Annotated in this window: 10 protein-coding genes and 2 pseudogenes; 3 read left to right on the forward strand and 9 right to left on the reverse strand. The window is 67.7% G+C overall.

Features of this window, described 5'->3' with window-relative positions; all coding sequences use genetic code 11:
• Positions 1-420 precede the first annotated feature (420 nt).
• From WN71_RS37065 to WN71_RS37075, 3 genes and pseudogenes are all read left to right on the forward strand, one after another.
• The gene (locus WN71_RS37065) at positions 421-1,293 is read left to right on the forward strand and encodes a hypothetical protein (RefSeq protein WP_046584770.1); all 873 of its coding nucleotides are present in this window, start codon (positions 421-423) and stop codon (positions 1,291-1,293) included.
• Positions 1,278-4,796, forward strand: coding sequence for a DEAD/DEAH box helicase (locus WN71_RS37070; RefSeq protein WP_046584769.1), 3,519 nt, complete (start codon positions 1,278-1,280; stop codon positions 4,794-4,796). The genes WN71_RS37065 and WN71_RS37070 overlap by 16 nt, the downstream gene beginning before the upstream one ends.
• A gap of 64 nt (positions 4,797-4,860) precedes the next feature.
• Positions 4,861-5,379 (forward strand): annotated as a pseudogene (locus WN71_RS37075) (transposase); the annotation flags it as partial.
• A gap of 102 nt (positions 5,380-5,481) precedes the next feature.
• Here the strand turns inward: WN71_RS37075 and WN71_RS37080 are convergent.
• The 9 genes and pseudogenes from WN71_RS37080 to dpdE all read right to left on the reverse strand — a co-directional run bounded on the left by WN71_RS37080 (position 5,482) and on the right by dpdE (position 24,309).
• Positions 5,482-6,219: pseudogene (locus tag WN71_RS37080) on the reverse strand (transposase).
• A 184-nt stretch (positions 6,220-6,403) separates the two neighbouring features.
• On the reverse strand, positions 6,404-8,623 hold the full coding sequence (dpdD, locus tag WN71_RS37085) for a protein DpdD (RefSeq protein ID WP_143074926.1): 2,220 nt from the start codon (positions 8,621-8,623) through the stop codon (positions 6,404-6,406).
• A complete protein-coding gene (dpdK, locus tag WN71_RS37090; RefSeq protein WP_046584767.1) occupies positions 8,620-9,132 on the reverse strand; it encodes a phospholipase D-like domain-containing protein DpdK in 513 nt (170 codons plus the stop codon). The genes dpdD and dpdK overlap by 4 nt, the downstream gene beginning before the upstream one ends.
• The gene (gene dpdJ / locus WN71_RS37095; RefSeq protein ID WP_046584766.1) at positions 9,129-13,610 is read right to left on the reverse strand and encodes a protein DpdJ; all 4,482 of its coding nucleotides are present in this window, start codon (positions 13,608-13,610) and stop codon (positions 9,129-9,131) included. The genes dpdK and dpdJ overlap by 4 nt, the downstream gene beginning before the upstream one ends.
• Positions 13,607-14,317, reverse strand: coding sequence for a hypothetical protein (locus WN71_RS42115; protein WP_046584765.1), 711 nt, complete (start codon positions 14,315-14,317; stop codon positions 13,607-13,609). The genes dpdJ and WN71_RS42115 overlap by 4 nt, the downstream gene beginning before the upstream one ends.
• Positions 14,314-17,367: a protein DpdH gene (dpdH, locus tag WN71_RS37105; RefSeq protein WP_046584764.1), complete on the reverse strand. Its 3,054-nt coding sequence runs from the start codon at positions 17,365-17,367 to the stop codon at positions 14,314-14,316. Before dpdH ends, WN71_RS42115 begins: the two co-directional genes overlap by 4 nt.
• Positions 17,364-18,299 carry a protein DpdG gene (gene dpdG / locus WN71_RS37110; RefSeq protein WP_143074927.1) on the reverse strand — a complete coding sequence of 312 codons (936 nt, stop codon included), beginning with the start codon at positions 18,297-18,299 and terminating at the stop codon, positions 17,364-17,366. Before dpdG ends, dpdH begins: the two co-directional genes overlap by 4 nt.
• Entirely contained in the window at positions 18,299-20,908 is a 2,610-nt protein-coding gene (gene dpdF / locus WN71_RS37115) for a protein DpdF (protein WP_052743000.1), read from the reverse strand. Before dpdF ends, dpdG begins: the two co-directional genes overlap by 1 nt.
• Positions 20,905-24,309 (reverse strand): protein DpdE, encoded by a 3,405-nt coding sequence (gene dpdE, locus WN71_RS37120; protein WP_206300241.1) that lies wholly within the window; start codon positions 24,307-24,309, stop codon positions 20,905-20,907. The genes dpdF and dpdE overlap by 4 nt, the downstream gene beginning before the upstream one ends.
• Positions 24,310-25,103: the final 794 nt, after the last annotated feature.

Genomic DNA, 25,103 nt, shown 5'->3' on the forward strand with positions numbered 1-25,103 from the left:
CTCCCAGGGCCGCGCCCCGCGCACCCGCCCCCGCCCCCGCCCGGGGCGCGGCCCGCCCCACCGCCGCGGTACGGCAGCCCAGACGCACGCGGTGCCGGTCCTACAAGCCGTCGAGGTTGCGGGTTCGAACCCACCGCCAGCGCCACGAAGCAGACCGGCAGGTCCCACCGCCCCCGTACGGCACCAAGCCGCTGATCCGCAGGCCCCGGCGGCCGGACACACGACCCACCCCCCGCGCACCAACCCGCTCCCGTGCCACCGGACCCTCCGCGCCACCATTCCCTGCTGCCCACCGCCCCCGTTGCCTCCCGCTCCAGCAGGCTCGAGGCAACAGCCCTACGCGCCATGCCGCCCGCGGCTAGGGTGACCCACGTCGGCACCCCAGGTCCCGACGCAGGGGCAACGCGGGAGGTGGGGCGGGTGTCGATACCTGCAGGCCAGGCGATGAAGCATGCCTTGGCCGCTGGCGGCCGCCTGGTCGATCTCACCCGGCGGGAAAGCCGCGGCCATGGGCAGGTGTGCCCATGGGACCTGGTGGTGACCATCGGTCGGGAGCCCGAGGACCGCGCTGCGGCAGCCTGGATCATCGCGGACGAGATGATGCGGGCCCGCACCGACCTGGACGATCATGCCTACCGTCTATGGCGCGACAACGTCCTGGCGGGTACCACTTCGTCCGGCCCCGACCATGCGCACATCCTTCTGTACGCGGGTCCGGTGTTCGAGGCCAACGATCCCACCGGTGTCACGGGTTACGTGGGCGAGTGGCTCTGGTATCTCTCCACCCGTGACCTTCCCCCTGAGCCCGGGTGCAGCGTGGAGATTCTGGATCCGCCGTCGTCGACGGTGACCGACAGTGGGCCCGATGGGCTGGTGATCCACCGCGTTCCGGGGAGTGAACTGGGGTTCGTCTTTCGCTTGTGGGAGATGAAGAAGTTCACCGCAGAGCAGACGAAGGCGAGCGACACGATCCGCAAGGCATGGCAGCAGCTGAACACCCGGGGTGCGCGGTACCTGGGGCAGATCTCCTGGGGAGGGCGGCAACTCGCTCCCGACACCCGGGTGTTCGTCGGGTCTATGGCGCGGCAGTGGGTGGATGCGCGGGAGTCGGGCAGCGGCGGTGTCGGCTTGGCGATCGACGCGGCGGACACCCCCGACACGGCTTTCGACCGCTCCCACCTGCACTTCACCACCCATACTCACCTGGGCGCGCTGCAGGGCCTGGTGGTGGCGATCGAAGATCTTGAGGCCTTTGCTCAGACCGTAAGGGAGTACGTGTGGAGCGCACTCTAGACCCGGAGGTGCTCGCCTCCGCGCTCGGCGAGTATCGGGTGGGCGGGGTGTTGCCCAGCGCGGTTGACCTGCTGGCGGCGATGACCGAGCTGGAGGTCGCGGCGTTCCGCGGTGAGCGGGAGATCGAGGATGAGACACTCGGCACCGCGTGGTTTCTGCATGGCCTTGCCGCGCTCGACCCGGAGACTCCTGGCTATGACGCGGTGCGCGTGCGGCAGGCCTTCGCCACCAGCGCTCACCTGATGGACCTCGCTCTGGGCGACGCACGGCGGCCGGCTGTCGAGCGCCTCCAGATCGCTTTCGCTGCGCAGGCTGGATACCGGCGCAGCGAGCAGGACCCGAACGCCACCGCCGTCTACCGGCAGGTGCGTTCCTTCATCGACATCACCGGTGAACTCCGGCTGCACATCGGCACGCTGGCGGTGGAGGCCGGTGTCGTCTTCCTCGGTTTCGACCGGCCGGAGCTGGGCCGGGCGCTGCGCGCGTGGCGGCGGCAGCTGCGCAGGGTGCGGGCGGTGATGCGCCGCGAGTCCCTGGCGGGAACCATGTACGGGCCGGCGGAGGCCGTCGTGGAGGCGGTCTTCCACCTGTACCAGTTCCTTGCGTTCGGTGAGGAGGGGAAGTTGCGGGCCGCGCAGCGCCTGCTGCTGGACGTGATGACGCAGCGGGCCGGCCGCGGAGACCGGCTGGCCCGGTGGGTCGCTGCACACCTGTACCAGTTGAGTGGGGAGATGGCGGACAGCAGCCTCTACCGGCTCCTGCCGCCTGATACTCCCCTGGAGGTTGCGCGGAGTTTCGCGCTGTCGAAGCCGCCCGTGATGACCCTGTGGCCGCCGCAGCGCCAGCTCCTGAAGCTGGAGCGGGGCAACCCGCTCGACCTGGCCACCTCGCGCAGCCTGATCAGTGTGCCGACCAGCGCGGGCAAGACGCTGATGGCGCAGCTGGTGATCTGCTCCCACCTGGCGCAGCGCGCAGGGCGGGTGGTGTACGTATCGCCGTTGCGCAGCTTGGGACGGGAGATGCGCACGGCGCTGCGGGGCCGGCTGCGGCTGCTCGGGCGGCGCCTGGCCGCGGAGCAGCCGGAGTTCCCCCTGGCGGACTGGGCGTCCTCGGCCGAACCGGACGGCGGGGACGTGGAGATCGTCACGCCCGAACGCCTCATGCACATGATCCGCAACAATCCCGATGCAGCGCTGGCCGATGTAGGACTGGTCGTCGTCGACGAGGCCCACCATCTGGGTCAGGGCCGTCGCGGCCTGGTGCTAGAAAGCCTGCTCACGCTGCTCCAGACGCGCAGTGACATCCGTCTGGTGCTGCTGTCCGCGGCGGTCGGCAACAAGGGAGACATCGCCTCGTGGCTCGACCCGCAGCGCCCCGAGCGGGAGGTCTACTTCACCGACACCTGGCGGGGACCGCGCCGGATGCACGGCCTCATGTACCCGAACCTGATGGCGGACCAGGCCGAGCTGACCACGCGGGAGGCAACCGCCACGCGCCCCTCTCAGGTGATCGCCGCCGTGCCGGTCGAGGCCCGTCTCGACGTCCGGCCGACAGCCTCCTCCGCGATCGCCCGGCTGACCACCGGTGCCGTGGGAACCCGGCGCTACCAAGGCCGCGATCCCCGCCGGTGGAATGCCCGCAACGCGTTGCCGAACGGGATCGCGGATTACAAGGTCTTCGCCGCAGGCGCCGCGGAGCTCACCGAGCACGGCAGCGTCCTGATGGTAGTCGACACCAGACAACGCGCCCGCAACGCTGCGCTCGCCATCGCCGGCCGCCTCCCCGAGCGGCCCGAGGCCGCCGTCCTGAGCCGGTATCTCGCCGACACCCTCGGCACAGAGCACCCACTGGTCCGCTGCACCCGCCACGGCGTCGCCTACCACCACGGCGCCCTGCCCGACGACGTCCTCCACGCCGTCGAGGACGCGCTGCGCCGCAACGAGCTCCTGGCGATCACCAGCACCAGTACCCTCACCGACGGCGTCAACCTTCCCGTACGCACGGTCATCGTCCATCACAAGGTCGACGGCGACCCGCTCACCTACGACGGCCAGCGCGCTCTGTCCCCCGCCGAGCTCCTGAACGCCATCGGGCGGGCGGGGCGGGCCGGCCGGGAGAGCGAGGGATGGATCTTCCTGACCCGCCCCTACCCGCCCCGCCCGGCCGAGTTCGACGTCCTCAACCCCGACCCGGAGCAGCTCCGTGTCGCCTCTTCGCTGCTGACCGCCGAGGCGCTGGCCGATCTCGCCCGCGCCGAGGACACGCTGCGCGACGACGCCGACGGCATCTTCGCGCTGGCGGACAGCATCGCAGCGGACTTTGCCTCGTTCGTCTGGCTCGTCCTACACCTGCATGCCTCCTCCGCGCGGCAGGACGGACCCCTCGACGGCCTGGACGCGCTGTTCGCCCTGTCCGTGCCCGGCAACGGTCACATCACCAGCCGGTGGCTCCGCCTCGCCGACCAAGTCGCTGCCGTGTACGACAGCACCGACCCCGCCCCGGCCGGCCGGTGGGCTGCAACCGGCACCAGTCTGGGGTCGGCCCGCTATCTCGACTGGCTCGCACAGCACCTGGCCGTGCTGCTCGACCGGCACACGGCCGACAACGCCCCCGGTCCCACAGGGGGCGGATGGCTCGCCGAGCCGGAGGAATGGCCGCTGCAGCGCACCCTCGACTTCCTCACCGAGCATCACGTCTTCGACCGCCTGCTCAAAAACCTCCCGGAAGTCACCAAAACCTGGAGTTTCAAGGACAAGGAGACCCGGGGCACGGTCATGACCGTCCCCATCGCCCCGGCCCTCCAGGAATGGATCTCCGGCGCTTCAATCCCCGCACTCGCCCGCTCCTGGCAGCCCGGCACCGGCGCCGAGTGGGCACTCGAACAGGCCGTACGCAACATCAGCACCACCTTCGGACACGCCCTGAGCTGGACCGTCGGAGCACTCATCAACCTCATCAACACCCACCCCACGCTCTCCCCCTCCGCACCCAGACTCAACACTCACACCGCCTGGCACATCCGCCACGGCGTCGACACCGAGCAGGCCCTGGCCCTGCTCACCTCCGGCATCACCTCCCGGCGCATCGCCCACCTGCTGGGCCGCGACGCCCACCGCCTGGGACACCGCCCGACCGGCCTTCGGCAGTGGACCGCCCAGCACCACATCGACGGCTGGACCGAGCACTACCAGGCGAACGAGTACGAGATCCAGGACCTCCTCGACTACGTCCGCACCCCCTCCGACCCCATCGGCCAGCTCCTCGACGACCGGGCGGCCATCACCCCGCTGACCCGACTCGCGCCCGGGACACACAACGGCCCCGCCGACGTCGCACCCCCCAGCGAACAACACCCGACCATCCACGTCCACCGCGACGGACGCCGCGTAGCGACCGTGCCGGCCGACCGCCACCTCGACGTCCTCGCCATGCTCGACAGCGGCCTCGAGCTCGTCCACCACCTCCGCAACGGACAACTCATCACCAGCCGGCGCAGCCGGTAGCCCACCGCGCCAGGACCGACAGCCCGGCGCACCTGCCTGGCAAGACGTCGCCGCCCCGCATCCGATGCCTGACGCGACCGCTGCCACGAGGCCGTCAGCAGAGCGGGGCTCCAGCTGCCAAGTCAGGGCATTCATCCGGGCCAGTCTGCGCTATGCCTCCCGCCGCGACTGGGCCGAGGTCGCCCGCGACCTCAAGCCTCTCTACACGGCCGTCAACGAGGACGAAGCACGGGTGAGGCTGGCCGAGTTCGACGAGAAGTGGGGCAAGCGCTACCCGTCGATCGCAGGAACCTGGGAGCGGGCCTGGAGCGAGCTCGTGCCCTTCCTCGGCCTTCCCGACGCCATCCGCCAAGTCGTCTACACCACCAACGCGATCGAGTCCCTCAATGCCCGCTACCGACGAGCGGCCCAGGCATGCGGGCACTTCCCCAACGAGCAGGCCGCCCTCAAACGCCTCTACCTCGCCACCCTCGCCCTCGACCCCACCGGCCGCGGCCGCCAGCGGTGGAACAACCGCTGGAAGTCCGCCCTCAACGAGTTCGACGTCCTCTTCGACGGCCGTCTCACCGCCGGACGGGTATAGACCGAACAGCCCACCGATCAACGCATAGGCCAAACAGACGAATCACACCTGATTCCTGATAGACCCTCGGGCAGCACCGCCCTCCGTCACCACTGAGCATTTTCAGCGTTGCCTCTCCAGGGTGAGGATGGCTTTGGCGATGACGGTCATGCGGTTGGGGCTGATGCGGGATCTGCGGAAGATCTGCCAGGACTTCAGTCGTGCCATGCCGCGTTCGACAGGGGCTCGGGCCTGGGCGAGCGCGCGGTTGACGGTCCGCTGGGTGAGGGTGAGTTCCCCGCCGGGTGGGCGTCTGCGGCCGGTGGCGACGTGAGGGCCGGCGCCCGTGTAGGCGCGGTCGGCGAGGACGGCCACGCCCTGACGTTCGCAGATCCGGATGATGCGGTGAGTGCGGGCCGCGGTCAGGTCGTGGGTGCGACCCAGTGATCCACAGCACCTCGCCGACCGGGTCGGTGACGACCTGGACGTTTACCCCATGCCGACGGTGTTTGGCCGAGTAGTCGGCGCGGCTGTCGCCGACGCGGTCGCACTCGGCAAGAGTTCCGTCCAGGAGGACGAAGTCGGGAGCTTGCTCGCGCAGCACTTTGAGCAGGCCGGGAGCACGGTCGGCGAGGAGCCCGACGACGGTGGTGACGTAGGCGTGGGCGGTGCCGACGGATATCCCGAAGCCGGCCGCGATGCGGGCGAGGGTGTCGTGGCGGCGCAGGTACACCAGCGCGATCAACGCACGCTGATGCGGGGGAGTTTGCACCGTCGTTCACCCTCACGGGTGACGATGAGCATCGTGACCCACTCGACCAGGGCGTGCGGGAGGTCGAGTGCGGCAGGATAGGGAACCAACGAGGCTCCTGTGCCGGTGGGTTGAGACTTCGAACACCTCCCTCAACGGCGCAGGAGCCTTGTGCCTTGCGGGACCCGCACTCACCCATCCCCGTCACCCGTTCGGTGCCCACTCTGAAAGTGCTCACTGAATATGAGACAGGGCCGTCGAATTGGCACACCCGCCTGTCTGTGTCCCGTCACGTCACCCTTCGGCCAGTTCACGCAAAATGGCGGACGAGCCGCGGGAGTTGACGAGCACGACCGGTCGCGTCCCCCGCTTGGCGGTGATGAAGTCAGTGGCGGCATGCTTTGCCGATGCTGTCACCACGACAAAGACGTCAGCGTTGGCTGCCTGTGCGGCAAGTTTGCTGCTGCCGTCATGTTCGGCACTGGTCTCAACGTCGATCTTGGGCACCAAGATACGCAGTACCTGTGCAGCCCGGGTGGTGGCTGACTCGGTGAGGGAGTACAGCACCACCTTGGAGCCTTGCAGATGGCGGTACGGTGCACCGGGGTCGGCATCCTGCACCGACTCGGCGAGCAGATCTTCAGGGGCTCTGAGTCCCAGTTCGCCGGCCACGAGCTTGATGGCCTCGAGGTCGGTGGGGTCCAGTGCCGTCTTGAACGGCCTCACCGTATTGGTGATCTTGTAGAAGAAGGCGGCGGCAGCGGGGCTCGTCGCCGCTGCCGATGTCGCTGTCGCCGTCTGCAGGATGTCGATCGCCCACGTCGTGGTTACGGCGGAGATGTTCGCGGATACGATGAGTTCGATCCACTCGAGCGCCGAGGCGAACACCGCGGATGCGGGGTTGGCAGAGAGCAGATAGTCCAGCAGGGCCTGGGTCTGTACCCGAACGCCGGCCGAGTTCTTGCCGCTGAGCGCGAGACCGGCAAGGACACGTTCGCTGAGTTCGGCCGCTCCGTCCTCAGTGAAGATGTCGCGGTGCGCCGCCATGAACTGGCCGCCGATCTCACCGAGTTTGCCCAGTACCTCATCCGAGGCATCCTGCAGCCAAACCGTCAGTGCACCGCTGCTCAGCGACGTCCAAGTATCAGTTACTTCGGGGCCAGTGGCCAGGGCCGCGCCGCCTTGGTCCCCGTCCAGAGCGTCCAGCCAGGTGCGCCAGTCCAGGTGGGGGCCGTCCTGGGTGAACTGCTCCAGCCAGGAAAGATCATCGCGCAGGCGGGCGCCGGCCCCGTCGATCAAGCCGCGCAGGTGATGCGTGGAGATGTATTCAAGTGCCAGCGCCGCTTGCTGTGGTGACTGGAGGTCGCGTGCACAGGTCAGGAGCAGGTATGCCGCGTGCAGGCCCGGTTCGAGCGTCAGCACGAGGTCGATGGCTGCCTGCAGTTCGCCCCGGGCCATCATCCCGGTCGCGCGCTCGAGGGGCGATTCACTCGGGACACCGGACTGCTCCAGGGGAACCGGCGGTTCTGGCAGTGCGGTGGGCTGGAGAGTTTGTTCCCGGTGCAAATGCAACACGTTGCGCAGATGGGCGGGGAGGCCGGGTTCGATCGTGCCGGCTTCGTCGAGGAGTCGGCTGAGTGTGCCCTCGTCCGCGTTGGCGTCCACGGCGATGAGGAACTCCACGACAGCCTGCGCCCGACTCGTTGTCGGTGTGCCCGAGAACAGCGGCCGGAACGCCGCCGGGAGTTCGGCAACGGCTGCGAGCAGTTCGTCCTCTTCGCCGGCTGCGTCGTGCCGGGCGAACCATCGGGCGTAGACCGCCTGCTGGATCACTTGGGTGACGCTCAAGGGGCGACGCATGGCGAGGACATGGTCGAGATCCCGGTCCCCGAGAACGGCCTTCCAGTCCTCGAGCCCGGCGAACAGCCTCAGTCGCAGGAAGGCCAGGTTCGACTGGTCGAGATCGGCGGTCGCCTCAAGTTCGCGCAGGCAGGCCAAGGCGACGGCACGGTCACGGGCAGCGATGGCGTGTCCGAGGTCGTCAAGGACCTCGACGGTGGTCCGGGGGGCGTCGAACTCCGAGGGCGGCCGTCCGTTGAGGAGTCTGCTGAGCACCAGCAGAGCGTCACGTACTTGGCCTCGCGCGTGTCCCCCAGCCTTCGAACCTGCTGTCGGGCGGGGCAGCACCTCAAAGCGCAGTGGCTTGACCGGTGCCTTTGCCAGTGCGGCGTCGAACGGATCAGCCGGGTTGAGGGCACCTCGGTGGCGTGGCAGGTCGCTGAAGGTGGGGCCGATCCAACTGTCGAGGATGGCGAGTGTCTCGCGCCTCTGGCGTGGGGTGGGTGCGAAGCCGTACCACCACAGACGGCCGCCGGAACTTCGCGGCAGGAATCCGATCTGGCGCTGCCGGATGCCTGCCATGAAGTTCTCGAGGATGAGTTGCAGGTTCGGTTCTACCCGTGTGGGGGTGATGTCGTTGCCTGGACCGAAGAATTCCTTGAAGTCGACGCTCATGGCAATTGGTACCTGTTCTGGTATTCGACCCAAGCACGGGCGATCTGGTCGGGGTCGGATACGACGGTGACGCCTTCCTGGTTCACTCTCTGGCCGAAGAAGGTGAAGTTCATCGAGCCGTGAACGTGGAATCGGTCACTCACTATGCCCTTGTCGTGCAACGTGTTCCGGATGAGCAGGGTCGGTCGTGGCCCCACGGGGGCGAGGTCGGTGAGGCGTTGTCCTGTGGCGGCGTTGCGCGGTTCGTCACGCATGATCACTCGGACGTCCGAGCCACGGCGGGCGAGTTCGATGAGTACTTCCGTCAGCCGGATGGGCCGGGCCGGCAAGGCGGGGAGCACGCTCTTGAACTGTCCGGATGCATTGTCGATGACGACAATGTCGGAGATCCACGGGGACAGTACCCACAGGCGACTTGACGGGGCCAGCAGTTCAGCCACCAGGAGGTTCTGCAGCAGATCGTTGAGTTGCCGGGTCTCTCCGGCCCCGGCGGTGGTGATCCTTCTCATGCGGACACCTCGGCAAGTTCGAGGGTGGCCACGACGCTGCCCTCGGAACGGTGGTCGATCTCAACGACTCGTGCGAACACTTGGAGGAAGTCTGCTTCGATGGCGCGGATCGACAGATCCACCAGCATGTCTGCCAAGGCGGGTACGTCCTCGGGAGGTGCGATGAGCTGGGCGGATCCCTGTTGGGACAGGCGTGTGCGCACCAGGTTGTCTGCGTCGGGATCTGTCACGCTGATGAAGTCGTCTGTGGAGGTGAACAGCCCCCGGATGAGATCGGGTGCGGCCGGCGGATTGTCGAAGTAGGGGTTCCACGACTGCAGTGCCCCGGCGCGTATGGCCCATCCGCGTGGCCAGAGTGCACTTTGGATGGCGTCGATGCGCTGACGGTCGGAGGAGTTCGCGGACAGGTTCAGTCCGGCGTCCAGGTCGTGCCTCTGGCGCATCAGATAAGCCCAGGTACGCGGCGATATTTCAAGTCCCAGGCGTTGTTCTTGGGTCTCCCACTCGTCGATGAGGGTGCGTAGTGCCTGGTCCGTCTGTGCGGTCGATCCGGGGCGGAGCAGGCGGTTCGCCAGGCTCGAGACGACGGATTGTTCCGCGCCGTGGATGCCTGAGGCGCGCAACTGTGCCCGTATGCGGTCAAGGTTTTTTACCCGGTCTGCCTGTGTAGCCGAGCCCCGGTATTCAGCAACGAGGTCGAGCCAGTCGCTGCGCTCGCTGGTGTGGCGCACGATCCGCCGCATGTGCGCGTCGACCAGTTCAGTGGTGGAGGGCTGGACGGCTCTCATGATCAGCCGCAAGAACCGCCGCGGGTCGGGGCGTACACGTGTGGCCAGCGCTTCGATGAAGCCGCCGCCGCCGATCGAGGCTTCGGTGAGCCAGACCTGGCCGTGCCGCCATGCGCCGTCGAGGGCGTAGCCGGGTTCTATGTCGACGATGATGCCTTCGGGGTCGTGCTCGGGGCAGATCTCCCGGGCAGCCCACAGGGCCGCCTGTCCAAGGGTGGCAAGGACGCGCTGGCGCAGCCAGGCTTGGAATTGTGCCGGGTCGGGGTTCCAGACCTGGTCCGTCAGGTGGTCCAGGCGGGCGATGATGTCCTTGTCGGCGAGGAGTTGACGCAGCCGCTCGCCCACCCGGCCGAGTGTGGCGCTTTCGCTCTCCTCGACGTCCGAACTGCGGAACATCGCCTTCAGGGTGTCTGTCAACCGGTCGGCGAAGGTTTCCCGCACCGTCTGGTAGGCGTGGGGAAGCGGCGTACCGTCACTCACGGCGGACATCAGCAGCATGCATTCGATGGTCTGGTGCAGCCATTCCAGCTGGAACGTGTTCATCTGTTCCAGCAGTTCGGGGTCGTTCGTCAGAAGGTGCTGGAACCAGGCGCTGCGCAGGGCCGGGTCGAGGTCGCCGGATGGAGCAATCACGTCCGGCACCGTGATGGTCAGGCGCAGGCCGTCGACGTCGTAGGCAGCCCCTAGACCGACCCGCTCGTCGTCGAGCGAGAACTGTGCTTTGACCCGGGCTTCGCCGCCACGGGTGAAGACCAGACTGGCCTCGCTCTGGACGGCAAGACGGCGGACCTCGACATGGGCGTTTTGAGCGTGCAGGAAGAAGCGTGCTTCATCGATGAGGCTGCCGATGGGGTCCGACAGGGGAAGGCGGGCGACCAGGCCGAGGCCCTTCTCCAGGAACTGGGAACGCCAGACCAGGGCCGCATTGGAAGCATCCTTGAGTTCTGGCGGTGCGAGTTGGAGTTCCACCCTGTCGGGGCGGACGATGGGGATGAGGGTGGGGACCCCGCCGACCTCGACGGTGGCGGCCTCCTCCCGATGGTGCGCCTGCAGGACAGGGGCGAGATCCATGACGGTCTCGCGCTGCCCGTAAGGAACGGGGATCCAGTGCCGGTGCTCGAGGTTGCGGGTGGCAAAGCGCCGTGAAACGCGTCCGGGCGCGTATTCGCGCAGCATCTGAGCCAGGCCCATCGCCTGCAGTTCAGGTTCCTTCTCCCACGACTGTTGCGGGGGGATGACCACGTACCCCTCGGGAAGCGCGAGTTCGCTGAAGAGGTTCTCGGGGAAGAAGTCGGGTAGCGGATTCCTGCCCATCAAATCCTTGCCCTTGGCGTACGTGTGGTCCTGCGCAACGGCCCACTCGCTGTCCAGTCGTCGGGCCAGCGTGGGCACGGCTGCCAGGATGAGCGGGCGAGGGGGGTGCCACAGGATCTCGGCGGCCAACTCCTCAGGCACCTGGAGTGCGCCTTCGATCCACAAGCGGAGGCTGCGCTGGCGGCCGGGGTCGCGCAGTAGTTCACGCAGGATGGTGACGGCTTTCTGCTGGACCTTGCGGTTGTCCGGGTAGTCCGGATCGGCGAGACCCTTCAAGTCACGCCACAGCTTTGCGTAACGGTAATCCGGCTGCAGTTGTGCTGCCAGCCAGTCGAGCATCGCCAGAGTGGCTTGAATGCGCAGGACCGCGCGATTGCGGATGGGAAGCACCAGTTCGGGCAGGACGGGATCGAACAGTGCGTCCCAGGCCTCGTAGGTGGCACGGTCGCGTCCGTAGTCTGAAAGCACAACCACGGTGTATGGGCGCATTCGGCGGCTTCGGCCAGCTCGACCCTTGCGCTGCAGGAATGCGGCGACGCCGCGGGGCGCCTTGTGCTGCAGCACAGCACCGACGTCCGGATCGTCGAAGCCGACCTCGAGCGAGGCAGTGGCGACCACGAGTTGGGAGGCGGTGTTGACTCCCGCGTCTTGCGAGGTGGTCCGGCTCACGTTGAGGCCTGGGCGGTCGAGTTTGTGGCCCAGTTTCACCGGCAGGTCCCAGACCTGGCCGGCGCGCCGCTGGTCGGTGACGCCGTCTTGTGCGGGACGTCGCAGGGATGCCAGGGGGTCTTTGAACTGCTGGGTACGGGGGGCGCGGTAGCGCTGGCCTTCCGCGTCGAGGAGGTAGAAGAAGAGCCGGTTGGTGACGTCGAGGTCGTCGGTGAAGACGAACGCCTTGGTGCCCAGAAGTCCCTGGGATGTGCGCCCTACCGGGTGGTCGAGGACGCGTGGGAGGAGCATTGCTGTCTGGATGGTGGTGGACAGCACGGAGGCGCCACTGGTCGGGTCGCTGCGCACTGCGACCATGTATTCGGCGCCCTCGTATTCCATCTCGTCTGCGCCCGGTTCGATGTTGGTGACGAGTCCATCGTCAACGCCCGTCAGATCCGCCATGTGGCGAACGGCGTTCGACAGCGTCGCGGACAGGCCGACGAAGGTGACCGGACTGCGCAGCGAGTGGTGCCAGCGCCGCAGGACGAGGGCTGCCTGGGCGCCGGTGGTGCCGCTGTAGGTGTGGATCTCGTCGAGCAGCATCAGGCGGGGCTTCTTGGCCGCGCCAACACCGAGCAGTTTGCCCAGCGACAGGTCGGACAGACCGCGGTTGAGCATCTCCGTGGTGGTGAACAGCACGTCTGGCGGCCGCTGGTTCATCCGAAACCGGGTCAGGACCAGCATGGAGTCGTCGAACACGCGCGCGCAGGTGCCGCAGGTCAGACGTTCCGTTCTTTCCCTGGCGTCCTTCTCGGACCAAAACAGTGCGCCCCCGCACACAGTGTGTCCGTCACCGGGACAGGTGAAGTGAGGGCACTGAAAGCCTTCGGCCCGTTTCGTCCATGCGGAATAGGAGGCCGTGAGACTTTTCATGCCGGTTGGGGTGTCCTTGTTGAGCACCCCGATGGTCATGGGCCGGCCGTTGGCCTTCTTCCACAGGTGATCGAGCCGCCGGGCGTTCGCAAAAGCGGTGTTGAGTTGGTCCTTGAGGAGTTCGTTGCGCGGGTAGACGGCCAGCGCACGCGTCCATGCCGACTCGTCCTGGAGTCCCGTCAGGTAGGCGAAGGCCGGCAAGTAGAAAGCGAGTGTCTTGCCACTTCCGGTGCCAGCACCCACGACTGTAGCGGTGGTGATATTGGACTGCAGGGCCGTGAAGATCTGGCGGCTGGCACGAACCTGGAACCCGCTGAGGTCGGCGTGTTTGGGCCCCCGTCGCGTCATGGCATCGATGACCTGGCGGTAGAGGTCGTGGAGCGCATCGGTGCCGTCGATGACGGCGTGTCTGGACTGATCGCGCCGCGGGTAGGCGCGGGCGCGCCGGGCGTAGCGGAAGTCCGAGACGAGAGCGGCACCTTGGCGCCAAGCCGTGGGGTCGTTGGAGGGGAAGATCTGGCGCAGTCGGGCCATTAGACGCAGTGTCTCGCCGTTGCGGGTACGCCACCGTGACGGCGAGACCGCATCATCGCGGATAATTAGGCCCTTGTCCTCGAGGGCCTCGATTGCCTCCTGGGCGGTGTCGAGTTCGCCGCGCTCCATGAGGACGTCATCGACGTGGGTGTGTAGTTCGTCGTCGGTGAATCCGCCGTCGACAACGCCCCAGGACAGCAGGGGGTCCTCGTGCTTTTCGAGGACATCGAGGATTTCGCTCTCGGTCTCAGGAGTCATCGCAGCCTCACGCGGAAGCGGTCCAGGATCCCCAGTCTCGACAGCCCGGCAAGGACCTCGGGGGTGAAGGAGTTCAACGGCGTCCCGTTCGTTTCCTGGGCGCCCCTGATCACTCGGGCGAGGGCCGGGTCGACGAGTGCGGTGATCTGCTTGCCGCATGCCCGGAGGCTCTCCAGCGCCGCGGCCAGCCTTGCGACGTCGCCCGCTTCGGGGACGGCGCGATTGTTCAGGACATTGAGCACGCCATGCGCCTTCTCGATCTCGTTACGGATCTCTTCCACGTCGATCCCGCTCTTGCTCAGCGTAGCGACGAGATCCTCATTGATCACTGGTACTTCACGGTTGCGTTCAGCGGTCCATGCCTGCTCGACGGACCCGCGGAGGCCCTTGACGAAACCGTCGGCTGCCTTGACCTGCGCCTTCAGCGCTTGCGGTGGGGTATCGGCGTCCTGGCTGGGGAGGGTTTCGGCGAGCACGTGCAGATCTGCGGCCAGTTGGGCGGCCTGCGGAGCGAAGTCGGCGTCGAAAGGGGCGTGGGATGCGCGCAGTTCGACCACTCCTCGGCTGAGTCGCTGGATCGTCTCGATGAGCGTCTCGACGCTTTCGGCTTGCCCGGCCAACTCGCCGGTGCGGCGGTTGATCTTGTCCTGGTCGTGGGCAGCGGCCGCGGCTACACGCAGGCGCTGGACTTGTTCGATGAGCGTCATGCGCCCCCCTCGTCTCCGGCCATGTCCATGACCTCACGGCTCAAGGTCTCCAGCCCGGCCACGAGCCGCTGGAGGGTCTCGTCGTACTCGCGTTGGACTTCCGAGGCGGGTCCGGCCTGGAGCTTTTGCTCCAGTACCTTTACGGCTTGCAGCGCAGGTTCGAGCCAGGTTCGGATGCGCAGGGCCGGCCTTTCGTCCAGGTTCATCAGGCGCAGGCGCTGATCGGAGGTGAGGGTGGGCCAGGCGTCGAGCCCCTCAGTCAGGTCTGTCACCTTCTTCAGATCACTGGGTTTCACCGATTTCGCTGCGTCGCGAAGGGCGGGCAGGTTGATCGAGTTGGCTGACTGGCCGAGCGCTGCCAGGTCGGAGAGCAGAGTGTTGAGGGCCTGGGCCACCTGGGCGACGTCACCGCCGAGATCGCTCACATCGGGCACCAGGCGGCGGCTTTCGTCGAACATCGGATCCAGCATGGTGGTTCGCTTCTGAATGTCGTCCGCCGCTTTTCTGATCGGCTCGGGGACGTGCTCAGGCCAGGGCGCCTCCGCTGCGTCGTCGCGCATCGCGCGTTCAAGGCGGGGCAGATCGATGGCCAGCGGCTTGCCAGCGCCCTGGCGGTAGGACGTCAAGCGGAGCAGTCGCTGCTGAAGGAGGCTTCGCTCCGCTGCCGGGTCGACGAAGCGGTCCTGCAGTTGTCGCATGTGAGGCCGCACGGGATCAGCCAGCTTCGGTGGGCTGGCGAAGAGCGCCTTAACCCGGCTGAGCCTGTCGCTCTTGTACGAGTCTGTGATCCCCAGGGCCTTACTGACGGACAGAAGTGCGTGCGCGAGCCGGCCCAGTTCGGCGTCGTCGTCTTCCGAAGGAAGGAGGACTGCGGACACGCTGTCCGCCCATTCCTGGGCCCTGTTCACGCACAGGCTTTGCAGCGCGTCTCCTTGCGGTACGTCCTCCCAGGACCCTCTTGCGTTCACCCAGGCGAGGGCGCGCAGAACGCGAACGTCCTCCACATTGCGGTGGTCGATCGAGATCAGCGCAGTTTGCAGGGCACTGCCGTCCAGTGTGATCGAGGTGGCGGCATCAAAGCTCGGCTTGAATTCTGCCTTTCCCTTGGTCCAGTCTCCGCTGTCACCTCCGAATCCGTCCTCGAGTCCCAGACAGCCGATGACGGCGGTGTGCACGATCTTCCGGAGATCGTTGCGGTGACTCTGCACGAGTTGGCCGGTCTTGTGCCAATCGTCGACCGCCTGGACCAGAGTCGGCTTCGAAGCCGCCGGGGACGGAAGCACGGATGGCGGCGACGGCGGGTCCACCACTACGGGTGTCTGCGTACCGTGCACGGGCCGCGCAGGCTCTGGCGCTGACGGCTGGTGCGGGAAGGTCTGCTGCTCGGTGACGAGGTCAGGCAGGGATGGGATGGCGAATGCTTCGTGGATCGTCGGATGCAGGTTCTGCGGTCCGTGGCCTGGTCCCCAGAAACGCACCATCCGCACGCGGCGCTCGGAGAGTTCGGGGTCACCTGGCGTGCGCAGCCGGACCTGGTCCTCGACGTTGTCGAGGATGTCCAGTGCTCCGGTGCGGAAGTCGCTCTCGAATCCGGAGCTGGGAAACCGGCCCTCGTCGAGTTCGGTCTGGTCACGGTGGAGGACGGGGCGCAGGACGCGGGTCAGCACGTCGCGCGCGATGAAGGTATCGCCCTTGGACTGGCTGCGGATGGCCCGGTCAAGTGCTGTCCTGCTGAATGGGTACAGGCCGACGCCTTCAACCTCCCCGAACGCTTGGTGGCACTTCTCCTGGACGGGGCATTGCAGACAGTGGTTTGGCTCCGGGCCTTCGTGCGTGCGGTGCTTGTCGATCTCCTGGGAGCCGACGCGTACGGCGTTGAGGTACCGGGCGGCGAACCGTGCGGGGTCGAACGGGGCTGTCTTGTCCGCGGGAAGTTCGAGATCGAAGACCTTGTAGGTCCGTGTGTACACCGTCTCCGGCATCTGGTTGACGAAGTAACCAGTGGTGACGGCCATGACGACACGCATCGGGCACAGGGCGAGCGTCTCGGTGGGCAGCAGGGTGATGGCGTCGATGAGGCCGCCCTGGATGCCTTGGAAGATCGAGAAATCCTCGATCAGGAGGAGGAGTTCCAGGCCTTGCCTGTGCAGGTCGAGGCGCAGTTCGACGAGGAGTTGCTTAAGGTCGTCTCCCCCGATCCCGAACACCTCGCTGACCGCCGGCCCGAGTTGCTCGTTGAGCATCTTCGCTGCCAGGTCCCGCAAGGGGGCGTCGCTGGCAAGTGCGCTGGCGACGCTGGCGGCGTCGACGCCGGCCTTGCTGACATCGTCGACCGAGAGGTCCAGGTCTGCCGCGGAGAAACCGAACGCGTCCTCCTTGTCCTCCGAACCCTTGCCGGAGAGCTTTTCCCGGACCAGACGCGCGATGGGACCGTTGTCGGCGAGCAACCGCCTGCGGAAGACGGGGTCGCTCAGCAGCGCAGGAAGGCCCTCTGCGGAGGCGAGGAAGGCGCGGAGATCGTTCTCCTCGGGCGTGCCGTCCTTGTCTGCCCCGCGGGTCTCGACCAGGACAGCCAACTCGTTGCGCAGGCGCAGTTGTGCTGTGGTTTCGTCCGCGGCAGCGTCCGAAGCAGCGGCGACCTTGGCGCGCAACTCGGCGGCGCGTTCGCTGGTGGCGTGCTCCAGGATGAGTTCGAGGATCCCGCGCAGCGACATGCGGTGTTTGGGGACAAAGATCAGCCGGGTCGCGTTGTTGGGCTTCAAGTTGATGCGAAGCCAGCGGATCAGGTGCGACTTGCCCGTGCCCGATTTCCCGAGGATGGGGATGATGGGCTGGTCCGCCGGCAGTTCCTCGACGACGCGTTGCAGGCTGTGTTCGTCGACGATGGTGCCGCCGACAGCGCTGTCTACCCGGTCGCGCAGGAGGATCGGGATCGAAGTGTGCGTGGCGAGGAATACTCCGTTGGAGGTGCTCTCCGCCTCGACCGGAATGATGGCCGGGGCCTCATCGGCCTCCCAGCATGCAGCAGGAAGAGTGCCCCGCCAGGTCATCGCTTTCCTCCTCGAACCAGGGTGACGTGCGTTTGGCGTTGGCTGTCGAATCGCGACAGCCGGATGCCGTTGGCGTCGGGCAGGGTGTCGAGGACAAGGCGGCCACGGTCCTGCAGGATGCGCAGTGCCTGGCCGACCGAACTGTCGGCGCAGTCTTGCGCGATGCCCGGGTCGGGGTCTCCGCCGGGCAGGTACGCCACGAGAGAGGCACGGACGAGGCCGCCGTGCAGCACAGGCAGTTTGGCCGTCAACTGCCCCAGGAACTCGCGGATGGGCATCTGTCCGGCAGGCAGTTCGTCCAAGACGTCGTTGATCGCCACGGCGGGGAGGGGTACAAGTCCCGATCTGGCCTGCACAAGCGAGGGTGCCGCGAGGCCAAGTGCCTGTCCCCATCGGGCGCTGGGACCCCAGCGGGTGTCGTTGGTGATGGCCCAGGTTTCATTGTCAGGGTCCGGGAACTGTGCGTGCTGGAGGGCTTGAGCGCCGCTGGTCCACGACATGGGACGCCCGAGCGCGTCCTGCGCGAGGAACCACGACATCGCTCTGAGCAGATCGCGTCCCCCGCCGGTGAGACTCTCTCCCGGGCCCGTCTGCCACGGGTCTCCGTCTCGGTCCAGATCGAGGGCATGCCTTTGGAGCGCGCGGCGGAACGCCTTCGGCGACAGGGTGTCCCCCGTGGCAGCGACGGTGTCGCTCACCGTGATCACGCCGTCGGTGTCGCTGCAGAGCATCCCGATCGCCCGGAAGGTCGACAGGGTGTCCGCGACGCCTTCAGCAGAGGAGCTGGCTTCGTTCAGGCCTGGCGGTCTGAACGCCTCGATCAACTCTGCCTCGGTCCAGGCCCGTCGAGATCCGGTTCGGGATCCAGTGAGGAAGTTGATGACGGAGCGGCCCAGGGCCGGAAGGCTTCGCGGTGGGTTCAGAACAGCCATCAGAGTCTCCTGAGGAAGTCGTCAATGGTCCAGTGAGGGCTGCGGATGCTCTTGATGAGGGCATCTGGGTAGGCCGGGTCGGGCATGTCTTCGGGGACGACCACGACACGCAGCGGTCCGCTGGTGGGGGCGAGCCATGAGACGGGCGGCGCCTGCCCGTGGTCCATCAGGATGAGACTCGGTACCGAGAGGCGCGCAGGTACCCCTCCGGTGCGCAGGGGGTCCACGACGACCAGGCCCTCGTCGGCGAACCGCGATGCCGTACGGACGGCCGGAAGCCCAAGCAGTGCGGCGGGGGCGACGATGCCGCGTACGCCGTTGGTGACGCATGACTGGATGAGGTTGCTCAGGGAAGTTCTGAGGCGTCCGCTGGGGTAGGTGACCACAATGCTGCGGTGGCCGGCGGCCAGGTTCGCCAGGGCCTTGCTGGGGCTTGTGCCAAGGTCGGGCATGAGCGCTTCCGCGACGAGGGGACGCGCGGTGTGCAGGGCGGACTGGTGCGCGTGCCCCTCAGCGGGGCATCCGGAGCACGCGGGCGCCACGTTCTGGCGGGCCCGCATCGCGCCTATGTCCGTGTAGGTGTACTCCTCGCTCAGGACGCGTCCCCAGCATTCTCTTCTTGCCAGCAGGCGAGTGATGCGTGCGGTTGAGGCGGCTTCGGCGTCCTTGATCTCCGTGCGGGTCTGCTGCAGGGCAGCCTCGAAAGTCCTTCGGTCCAGGTTGGCCACGTGCGGTCTGAGCCGTATCGGGACGTGGCTCACGAAGGCAGTCCACTCCTTGTCGAACCGTGCCTGCCATGCCTGCTCGGACTCGCCGGGTATGTGCTCGACCACCGGGGGGGCCAACCGTTCGATGGTGATGAGGTTGGCGCGTTCCATAAGGACGAGCGTGTTGCGGTTCCACAGTTGGTTGGCGTCCGAGGGCTCATCGCCGTGCTCGGGTACCACCGTGGTGTCCAGGACCAGACCGTCGTCTGCCTCCTTCGGGGATCGGTCCTGATCCCGCATGGCCTGCCATCGATTCCACGCCTTGACGTCCCCGATCACGGTCGCGTTTTCGACTTGCCGGCCTTCGGTCTCGTCGGGTACGGCGGGAAGCCAGACCGACAGCGCCGCGTGGCCGTCGCGGCCGGCGCGGCCGACTTCCTGGTAGAAGCGGTCGACCGAGGCCGGGACGCAGGCATGCACCACGGTGCGGACGTCGCTCTGGTCTACCCCCAGACCGAAGGCGCTGGTGCCGACCACGATGTCGGTCGTGGTCGGCCCGTCGTCGCCGGACCATCCGCGCATGATGCCAAGGCGTTCGGCGGAACCGAGGTCTCCGTGGAAGGCGGCGGTGCGTGCAAACCCGGCAGCCCGCAGGCGCTCGGCGATGATCCTGGCGGGTTCCTTCTTGGTGGTGTAGATGATGGCCGGCCGCGGAAGGTGGTGCATCGCTTCGATGAGGCGTTCCATCCTGAAGTCTGCGGGCGTGGTGGTGGCCAGGAAGTACCGCAGTTCGGAGCGCAGGAAGGTTGACCCGATGAACAGGGACTCGGCGCTGCCTGCGAAGAGTTGGTTGTTGAGTTGGAGGCTGGGCGCGGACAGCGTTGCGGACAGGAGGGTGACGCGTGGCGGGGGGTGCCCGGCCCCGGTGGCGAGTTCTCGCAGTTCGCCCACGAGTGAGGCGACAATCTGGAACTCGGGACGGAAGCTCAGTCCCCACAGGCGCACCAGGTGTGCCTCGTCGATGACCAGGTTGGTGAGCTGGCCGGTTGTTGCAAGGGTGCGCAGCGTCGTGGTGAATCCGCGTACGAGGGCTTCGGGTGAGGTGAGAAGGATCCTCTGAGTTCCCTCGCGCAGGCGTTCCTTGATGGCTGTGCGTTCTTCGCTGATGCGGTCGCTGTGATAAGCAAGTTCGCGAGGGAGTGCGGAGGCTGGGAATCGTTTGCGCAGGTGGCGTTCCTGGTCGAGTGCCAGGGCGATGGTGGGAAGCACCACGATGGTGGTTCCGCGTGCGCGAAGCAGTCCCGGGGCCAGGCCGACGAGGGATTTGCCGGTGCCGGTGGGCAGTACGACGTGCAGGGTGGAGGCCGGGTCCGCCAGGGAGGCGGTGCGCAATGCGCTGGCCTGACTGCGTGAGCGGTAGTGGTCGATGTCGGGAGCGATCGCGTGCAGGGCTGGATCGACGGGCACCGGGCTGTTAGGGCGGGCGCTGGTCTCCACCGTCGTGTTGTCGGCGAAGACGAACGGGCCGGGGCTTGCGCAGGCGAGGTCGATCCAGCGGGGGTCGCCGTGGAGCCAGTGGGGCGTCCAGGCATCACCGAGGCGCACGGTGTGCCGGGTGGCGCCGAACCGTTCGACGCGCAGGTGTGCTCGCTTGAGCGCCTGCAGGTCGATTCCACGTTCGTGGAGGTTGATCTCCAGTTCGTGGTGGCGCTGGCCCGTCACGCCGGCTTGATGGCGGAGCATCTGGGCCAGCAGGGCGGCGATGTCGCCGCTGAGGGTGGGCCCGGCAAGGCCAGAGCGCCAGGCATCGGCGAACCGCCGGTGCGGGCCGGTGAGCTGTTCTGCCGATGCCTCCTTGCCGCCCTGGATTATGCGCTGAACGATGTCGAGTTGAGCGGTCACGCGCTGCCGTCCTGCTCCGGGCTGCGGCCCGAGACCACGACCACACCGGTGCTGTCCAGGCGGAGCGAAGGCGTTTGGAGGGCCGTCAGCAACTCCTGGCCCGCGAGTGCTTCCGTTTCCACTTCTTCCTCCAGTTCAGCGCGTTCGTTTCCCTCTGACCGCGCGGCCCGCAGTTGCAACTGCCGCAGTCGGGTGGCGATGTCGGTCCCGGCAAGGTCCAGGGCCCGGGTGCGGGGCGCCTCTACGGCGTCGTCGCTGTGGGCCAGGCGCTGGGCACTGCGCTCAGCAGCACGCCAGCGCGTCCCCCATTGGGCGGCCGGAATGAGTTCGTATGCGTGTTTGATGCGCTCGGAGTTGAGTGCGTAGTCGCCCCCCAACTGCCCGGGTGCAGGCTTTGCATAGCGTGCCTGCAGGGCGTCGAGATGGCGCCCGTCGGTGATCGGTGTGCCGCTTGCGTCGGTCCACACGGTCACGATGAGCGGGGGGAAGAGCGCGTCGGCGCGGCGTCGCAGGGACGGCAGGTCCACCAGGTCGCTGCTCCAGGCTGCAGCCAACTGGTCGAGTATGTCGCTTTCCGGGCTGTCCTGCAGGGGTTGCGCTTCTACGGCGTAGTCGAAGCGGTAGGCGAGGCGTTCTGCCCAGGGCCAGGTGGGGATCCACCGCCACATGCCGAAGGCTCTGCCGCGGTCGTCGTTCCACAGGAAGTCGGACACGGCATCGATGAATTGATCGCCGTAGCGGTAGAGGCGGACGTCTTCGTGTTCGACGGCCACTTTGCGCACGAAGGTGCCGCGGTGTCCTGCGAGCGGCACGAAGTCGCGCTGCAGTCGCGCAGCCGATACCAAGGGCATCTGGACCTGTCCCGCTGTCCGTCGGCTGACGGGTTCGTAGCCGCCGATCGCGTGGGTAGGGTCGCCGGCGGGGGCGAACCGCAGGTTCCCGGCCTCCCGCCGCGAGGACAGCAGTGCATCGGTGACGTCGGCGAAGGAGTCTGCCTGGCTCTCCGATGCCATCATCCGTCCGTACACCGAGCGCTCGTCGGTGGGGGCTTCGATGCTGTCCAGGGCGTCCTGTTCCTGTACGCGCTTGACCTCGTCCTCGAGCATGGTGCGGACCATGTGGATAGCGTCGGGCGCGGCATCGGCGCCGCGCTCGAACAGCAGGTCCCAGGCGGCGTCTGTGGCGGCGTCCACTGCATGCTGCAGGCTGGCTATCGACGTGTCGAAGACGGCGAACCCTTCGCTGAGGATCTGCATCCACGCGGCGGCAAACGCTTGCGGGTCGGTCGTCTCAGCCACCCAGTAGGAGCGCCATGCGCCGCCTTCGCGACGGGCGTCCCAGCGGTCGCACCGGCCAATGCGCTGCTCGAGGCGGTTCGCCCTGGGCGGCAGGCCCACATGGATGAGGAGATCGGCGAACTGGAGGTTGCGTCCCTCTTCCGCCGAGTGGTCGGCAACGAGGACGGCTGCCGTCCGGCTCTGCTCGAAATCCCGCACCGCCTGCTCGGACGCTGCGGGCGAGTCGCTCGCCAGGTGCTGGTAGACAGCCCCGGGGAGCACCTCCTTGAACACGTCGGCCAACTCCCCTGCCACCTGCGGGGTCGGGCAGAAGACGACCACCCGCTCGCGTGCCTTGAACAGGTCGGTCAGTGCATCGGCCAGCGGGCGTGCCAGGTCGCGGCGGCGGCTGACGAACCGCAGGTCGCTCTCGATGCGGTCGAGCGCGTCCTGCTCGCCCGGCGTGGCGGCCACCCGGGACTGGGCCCACCCGCACAGGGCGTCCGGGTCCAAGGACAAAGCCACGGCCGTCGCGAACGCTGACGCCGCCTCGCGGCGGGCTTCCTCGTCGAACTCGCACGCGGCCAGGGCCTCCTGGCGCCAGTTGTCCAGGAGGGAGGCAAGGCCGGCGAAAGCGGACGAGGGGAGAACAACCTGCTGGGGGCGCAGACGCCCGGTGACCCGGTACGACTCGTGCAGCGCAGCGGTGCGGCGGGTGCGCAGCATCCGGCGGTGGACCCGGTACACCTCGGACACGTAGGTGCGCAGCGCGCCGATCGCCACGGCCAGCACCTGCCGGTCCGGGCCGCCGACCGCCTGCCTGGCTTCGTCGATCAGGGCGGCGACTTCAGCGTCTTCCGGGAACGCGGCGCCGATCTCGGTGAGGCGTTTGTTCAGCAGCACGCCGGGAAAGTGGGGCTGCAGTCCGAGGAACAGTCGGCCCAGCGCGGAACGCGCCTGCATGCGCCGGTGCAGGTCCTCGGGCGTCGTGTCCCGGTACACGGCCGGGTCGAGCAGTTTGAGCATGGCCAGGAAGGCGCGTTCGTTGTGCAGTGCGGGCGTCGCGGACAGCAGCAGCAGGCGCGGGCTGGCCCCGGCGACCTCGGCAAGGCGCGTGTAGCGGCTGGACAGTTCGGGCTGATCGCTGTGCGCGAGGCGGGCCAGATGATGTGCCTCGTCGACCACGACGAGATCCGCCGGTTCCCACGTGTCAGGTGCATCGTCGCGGGAGTAGACGATGCGGGCGCCCGGGAAGTCACCGGTGCGGAATTTGCCCGACAGTTCACGGCGCCACTGCTCCACGAGAAACGGCGGGAGGATCAGTTGCACGGTGAGGTCGGGCTGGTCCAGCAGAAGTTCCCGCACGACGAGGCCGGCCTCGATCGTCTTGCCGAGACCGACCTCGTCGGCCAGGAGGTAGCGCTGCACCGGGTCCTGCAGCACTCGCCACACGGTCTCGACCTGGTGCTCGTACAACTCGATAGCGCTGGAGAGGGCGCCGCGCATGCCGCGGGCCGCCGAACGCTGCGTCAGGGTGCTCTGCAGGAAGGGGCGCCGCATGTCGGCCAGCAGAGGCGACTCCAGCAGTCCGGCGCCTGCAAAGCCGACGGGGTCGGTCAGCGGTTGGTCCCAGCGGACATACAGGTCCGCTTCGGCAAGGTATCCCTCCCAGTTGCGCGCCCGCACGTGGATGTCCCGATGGGCTGTGGCGTCGATGACGCGCCCGGAGCGCCATACGGTGCCCGTGCGCCAGAACACCCGCGTCTCGGGCGCCAGCGTGAACCGCTTGAGCCCCTCCCTGGGCACGGTGTGACGACGGCGCTCGTCGGGGTGCTGCCCGGGGGTGTCGAAGTACTCCAGGATCAGGCCGTCGCCGTCCTTGCCCACGAGTTTCCCCGCCCCGAGGGTGTTGGCGCTGGAGACCAGCAGGTCGCCCCGGCGCAGCGACAGCCCACGGGAGGTGTCGCCGCTGCGCGCCGGGCGGCTGGCCTTCGGCGTGCGGGGCCGGGCGGGCGCCGCCTTGGCCGCTTCGCCGTCGATGGTCCGCGACCCGCGACAGAGCGGGAACTGGGAACAGCCCCAGAAGCAGTTGCCTGCGTTGGGTCCCCGCGTGGCGAACTGCATGACCATTTTGGCGCCGCACCGAGGGCACGCGCCAGGTTCGTCCGTCATGCCGCAACCCCGCCCCGGCCGGCGGCGGGCGGCGGGACCGGCCGGTGAACTCGGCCCCGGAGACTCGGGGTGCGGCCGGTGGACCGCGTCGGCAGGATCGCCGAGCAGGGACCGGTCCCGCCGCGCGGCCTTCCGCCCGGCGTGGCAGGCGATGCCCCCTTCGGGCACAGCGGTACCGGGCGGCCCTGTACCGCCATTCCCTCGGAGTGAGCCGCGCTCTGCCACCGCCTCGGATGTCGCGACATCACCTCGAAGCGAATGAAGCCAGCCCTCTCCCCCTGGGACACTGCGTCGCACCCGCACACCGAACAGCCGGCAAAGCGGATGAAATCCCCCACCCTCAGCCCCGACATCGCACTTCCTTCACAAGATGCTCACATCCAGCCGGTGGAAGCGTAAACCGCGCCACCGACAACGCCCCCGCCGGGTGGACGATCTTGGGTGATCACAGCCCACCGGCACCCGGTCGCCACGCCGAAGCGCACCCCGTCCCACCCCTGTCGCCGCCCACCCCGGCACCGGCCCTGCCACGCTGCATCACCCTTCCATGCCACCGCGCGCGGACACCGGTGACGAGATCACAATAAAGACGATCATGTTGTTTCATAGCGGGTGGCGTCCAGCGGGTCAATACCGGGCGCACGTTTCGGCGCCTTCCTGTGGCAAACCACCCTGGCAGCAACGACGTTGAGACGTCGCGGGCCAACAAAGGGGCAGTGGGTCCACCGTTCCATGCACGGCCGGCG

Origin of the sequence: Streptomyces mangrovisoli, assembly GCF_000974985.2 — a bacterium.
In the GTDB taxonomy this organism is placed as follows: domain Bacteria; phylum Actinomycetota; class Actinomycetes; order Streptomycetales; family Streptomycetaceae; genus Streptomyces; species Streptomyces mangrovisoli.